Raw genomic sequence first — 5,123 nt, forward strand, 5'->3', positions numbered from 1 at the left:
CCAGGGGCGTCCGCGTGCCCCGCCCGCCTCCCGGCGGCCGTGGACGGCCACGGTGCGCCCGCCCAGCGCGTCGGGCTCACCGACGGCGACCCGCAACTGCACCCCGCCGTTCTCGGGCGCCAGCAGCGGCTGCTCCACCCGGAACTCCTCCAGTCGGCCGCAGCCCGACTCACCGGCCGCGTACAGCGCAAGCTCCAGGAGCACCGCAGCCGGGACCACGTCCCGTTCTCCGGCCCTCGGCACCGGACACGTGCCGTCGTCCTCGCCCGCCAACCGCCCGGTGTACACCACCTCACCGGAGTCCGGGCTCTCCACGACCGCCCGGAGCAGCGGATGCAGTGCGCGTGACAGTCCCAGCCCCTCGGCGTAGGCGTGCCGCGTCGCGTCGGCGGGCTCACGCGTCGCGCGCCACAGGGTCCGGGTGGCCAGTCCCGCCAGCCGTGCCCGGGACACCTCCTCCGCCGCGTTGCGCGGCACCTCGTCGACGGCGTGGATCTCCTCGGGGTGCTCGGCCGCCGACAGCCGGATCCGGCAGGCGGTCAGCACCGCCTCCAGGTCCACGCCGTCCGGCCCCGGCACGAGGTAGGCGACCGGCACGCCGCCCGCCGCTCCCCGGGACACCACGCCCACCGCCGCGTCACGCACGCCCGGCACCTGGAGCAGGACCTCCTCGACCGCGCGGGGGTCGACGTGGGTGTCGTCCCTGACGATGAGGTCGGTCAGCCGCCCGGTGAGGGTGATCCGGCCGTCCGCGTCCTGCCGGGCCAGGTCGCCCGTGCGGTACCAGCCGTCGGGCAGCACGGCGGCGGTCGCCTCGGGAAGCCCGTGGTAGCCCAGCATCAAGCCGGGTGAGCGGACCTCCACTTCGCCCAGCCGCCCCGGGCCGACCTCCGCCCCGGTGCGCGGATCGGTCAGGCGCAGCGACAGGCCGGGCAGCGGGCGCCCGCAGGACCCGGGGACCCGGAGGCCCCGCGGCAGGTCGGTGGTGATCGCGCCGCCGGTCTCCGTGGTGCCGTAGCTGTCCAGCAGCCGGACGCCGAAGGCGGCCCGGAACGCCGAGTGGAGCGCCGGCGGGCACGAGGCACCGACCACCATGCACACCCGCGGAGCGGGCACGTCCCCGTCGGCGGTGCGCGCCTGCTCCACCATGCGCCGGTACATCGTGGGCATGCCCACGAGGAAGGTGGACCGCTCCGCCGCGGCGGTGGCCAGGACGTCGTCCCCGGCGTCCGCGAGGCGGGCGCTCGCGCCCACCGCCAGGACCGCGAGCAGGCACATGCTGTGTGCCGCCGCGTGGAACAGCGGCATCGGCGACAGCACCCGGTCCCGCGCCGACAGCCCCAGCAGCGGCACGGTGCACGCGGCGGTCGCCCACAGTGAGGTGCGCTGGCTCGACACGACACCCTTCGGCCTGCCGGTCGTCCCGGACGTGTAGAGCACCCAGGCCGGCTCGTCCAGCCCCAGGTCGTCGCGCGGTGGATCCCGCAACGACCAGGCGGAGGCCAGCGCCTCGAACAGGGGAGGGTCCTCCGCCGCCGGAGCCGGCCCGTTCCGCCCCGGCGGGTCACCGACGACGATCAGCACGACGCCGGTCCGGCCGGCCAGCACCCGCCGTACCGCCGGCAGTCGCGCCGAGTCCGTGATCAGCACCCGGGCGGCACAGTCGTCCACCACGTGCGCCAACTCGGCCTCGGTGCAGTCCGGATCGACGGGCACACCGACCGCGGCCGCCCGTGCGACGGCCAGGTGGCTCTCCACCGCCTCGACGCGGTGGGGGAGATGGATCACCGCCCTCGCCCCGCGGTCCAGCCCCATCCCGACCAGGTGGCCGGCAAGACGCGCGGTGCGGCGGTCCAGCTCGGCGTAGGTCACCGAGCGGTGGGCGTCCGTGAACGCCGTCGCGCCGGGCTGCCGGGCGGCGTGCCCGGCGAGCAGCTCGTGCACGGGCCTTACCAGGTCGGCACGGAAGGAGTCGTCGGCCGTGCCGGGCGTCTCCCCGCTCACGAGCCGACCGAGCGGTAGCGGCGCACTGCCAGGGTCCGGCAGACGAGAATGATCACCAGTGAGCAGGCCACCGAGACGACCACCGGGTGCTGGGCCGGCCAGGCGCCCGACTGGCCCATGCCGGGATTGCCGAACAGTTCCCGCGAGGCCTGCACGGTGGCGCTCAGCGGGTTCCACTCGGCGATCCAGCGCAGCACGGTCGGAAGGTTGGAGGGGGCGACGAACGCGTTCGACAGGAACGTCAGGGGGAACAGCCACAGGAAGTTGCTCGACACCGCCGCTTCCGGCGCCCGCACGGAAAGGCCGATGAGCACGCCCACCCAGGACAGCGCGTACCCCATGAGCAGCAGCAGCCCGAAGGCCGCCGCGGCGCGCAGGAACCCGTTGTGGATGCGCCAGCCGACGAGCACCGCGCAGCCGATCATCACGGTCGTCACGACGACGTTCTGCAGGGCGTCGGCGAGGGTGCGCCCGGTCAGCAGGGTGCTCCGGGCCACCGGCAGGGAGCGGAACCTGTCCACCATGCCGCTCTGCAGGTCGGTCGCCATGCTGACGCTGCTGTTGCTCGCCGTGGCGAAGGCGATGGTCTGGGCGAAGAAGCCCGCCATCATGTACTCGCGGTAGGCGGCCGGGCCGTCGGCGCCGGGCACGCTGAACGAGCCCGCGAAGATGTAGGCGAAGAGCAGGACGAACACCACCGGCTGAACCAGGCTCAGGATGATGACCTCGGGAATCCGGAGGGTCCGCACCATGTTGCGCCGGGTCACCACGACCACGTCGCGTGCGGCCTTGGCCGCTGTTCCGGGCCGCCGGAGGACTCCGGTCTGCACCGCTGCCGACACGGTCATCACTCCTTCTCGCCCGCCGCGCCGACGCCGGCGCCGACCCCGGCGTGCTCGGCGTCCCTCGGGCCGTTGTCGGTGAGAGCCAGGAAGACCTCGTCGAGGGTCGGCCGCCGCAGCCCGATGTCGGTGATCTCGATCCCGGCAGCGTCGAGGGTGGCGATGACCTCCGTCAGTACCCGCACCCCTCCGTCCACCGGTACGGAGACCGTGTGGCGCGGCCGGTCCGCCTCGGGGCTGCGAATGCCGAAGCGCTCCAGCAGCACGACCGTGTCCTCGACCTGGTCGGCCCGGGCCACGCCCACCTCGACCCACGCTCCGCCCGTCTGCGCTTTCAGCTCCCGCGAGGTGCCCCGGGCGATGACCCGGCCGTGGTCCACCACCGCGATGTCCTGGGCCAGCCGGTCGGCCTCCTCCAGGTACTGGGTGGTGAGGAGCAGCGTCGTGCCCGACTCCACCAGCCGGTCGATGGTGTCCCACAGCATCAGCCGGCTGGTGGGGTCCAGCCCGACGGACGGCTCGTCCAGGAACATCACCGACGGCCGCACGACCAGCGCGCACGCCAGGTCGAGCCGGCGGAGCATACCGCCCGAGTACGTGCGGGAGACCCGGTCGGCGGCCGTGGCCAGGTCGAACTGGGCCAGCAGCTCCTCGGCGCGCTGCCGGGCGTCCCGGCTGCGCATGCCGTACAGCTCGCCGATCATGCGGAGGTTCTCCCGGCCCGTCAGCCGGTCGTCGACGGCTGCGAACTGGCCCGAGAGGCCGATCGACAGGCGGACCCGGTCGGGTTGCCGCACCACGTCGTGTCCGGCGACCGTCGCGGTGCCCGCGTCGGGGCGCAGCAGCGTCGTGAGCAGGCGCACCGTGGTGGTCTTGCCCGCTCCGTTGGGACCGAGCAGCCCCAGCACGCTGCCTTCCGGTACGTCCAGGTCGATTCCGTCGACGGCCCGGACCTTGCCGAAGGTCTTCGTCAGACCCGTGGCGTGAATGGCGCCCGCCATGGGCTTCTCCATCCTCGTGTGCGTGAGTGGGGTGAGCCGGTACAGGGGAGCACTGCCGAGCCCGGGGCCCGGCGGCCCCGGGGCTCGCTCCGAGGGCTCAGGTGGCGGGGATCAGCTTCAGTTCCGGGTGCGCGGTGCCGCCCTCGATCGCGGTGGACGACACGTGCGAGACGACCCGCTCGTCGACGGGGTCGTTCGCCGGGTCGTCGTGCACGACGAGGTGCTCGTAGGTGGTGGCGCGCTGCGCGGGGACGCGGCCCGCGGTACGGATCAGCGTGATCAGTTCCAGCAGGTTGGAGCGGTGCTTGGCACCCGCGGAGGAGACGACGTTCTCTTCCAGCATGACGGAGCCGAGGTCGTCCGCGCCGTAGTGCAGGGTGAGTTGGCCGATCTCCTTGCCGGTGGTCAGCCAGGAGCCCTGGATGTGCGCGATGTTGTCGAAGAACAGGCGTGCGACGGCGATCAGTCGCAGGTACTCGAAGAGTGTGGCCTGGGTGCGGCCCTTGAGGGTGTTGTTCTCGGGTTGGTAGGTGTAGGGGATGAAGGCGCGGAAGCCGCCGGTGCGGTCCTGGACGTCGCGGATCATGCGCAGGTGTTCGATGCGTTCGGCGTTGGTCTCGCCGGTGCCCATCAGCATGGTGGAGGTCGACTCGACGCCCAGTGTGTGGGCGGTTTCCATGATCTCCAGCCAGCGCTCGCCGGACTCCTTGAGCGGGGCGATGGCGGTGCGTGCCCGGGCCGGCAGCAGCTCGGCGCCGGCGCCGGCGAAGGAGTCGAGTCCGGCGGCGTGGATGCGGCGGATGGCTTCGTCGGGGGTGACGCCGGAGATGCGGGCCATGTGCTCGACCTCGGACGCGCCGAGGGAGTGGATGACCAGTTGCGGGAAGGCCTTCTTGATGGCGGAGAAGTGCTCTTCGTAGTACTCCACGCCGTAGTCGGGGTGGTGGCCGCCCTGGAACATGATCTGGGTGCCGCCCAGTTCGACGGTCTCCGCGCAGCGGCGCAGGATGTCGTCCAGGTCGCGGGTCCACACCTTGTCGCTCTTGGGCGGCGCGTAGAACGCGCAGAACTTGCAGGCGGTGACGCAGGCGTTGGTGTAGTTGATGTTGCGCTCGATGATGTACGTCGCGATGTGCTCGGTCCCGGCGTAGCGGCGCCGGCGGGCGGCGTCGGCGGCGCGGCCGAGCGCGTGCAGCGGCGCGTCGCGGTACAGGTCCAGGGCCTCTTCCGGGGTGATGCGCCCGCCGTCGGCGGCACGGTCGAGCACGGACTGGAG

The 5,123-nt window shown here is 72.9% G+C and carries 4 protein-coding genes; all 4 read right to left on the bottom strand.

Features of this window, described 5'->3' with window-relative positions:
- On the bottom strand, positions 1-2,004 hold a 2,004-nt coding region (locus tag ACYVE9_RS15015; RefSeq protein ID WP_461028342.1), incomplete at its 3' end, for an AMP-binding protein.
- Complete coding sequence (locus ACYVE9_RS15020) at positions 2,001-2,852, bottom strand: ABC transporter permease (RefSeq protein WP_461028343.1); 852 nt, start codon at positions 2,850-2,852, stop codon at positions 2,001-2,003. The genes ACYVE9_RS15020 and ACYVE9_RS15015, both read right to left, overlap by 4 nt.
- Positions 2,852-3,847 (bottom strand): ATP-binding cassette domain-containing protein, encoded by a 996-nt coding sequence (locus ACYVE9_RS15025; RefSeq protein ID WP_461028344.1) that lies wholly within the window; start codon positions 3,845-3,847, stop codon positions 2,852-2,854. Before ACYVE9_RS15025 ends, ACYVE9_RS15020 begins: the two co-directional genes overlap by 1 nt.
- A gap of 97 nt (positions 3,848-3,944) precedes the next feature.
- Positions 3,945-5,123 (bottom strand): cyclic dehypoxanthinyl futalosine synthase (mqnC, locus tag ACYVE9_RS15030; protein WP_461028345.1); only part of this gene is annotated, 1,179 nt, incomplete at its 5' end.

The organism is Streptomyces sparsus (assembly GCF_054776295.1).

Coding starts and splice junctions, on each gene's coding strand:
- ACYVE9_RS15020 (WP_461028343.1), bottom strand. CDS start 2,852: ATGACCGTGTCGGCAGCGGTGCAGACCGGAGTCCTCCGGCGGCCCGGA.
- ACYVE9_RS15025 (WP_461028344.1), bottom strand. CDS start 3,847: ATGGCGGGCGCCATTCACGCCACGGGTCTGACGAAGACCTTCGGCAAG.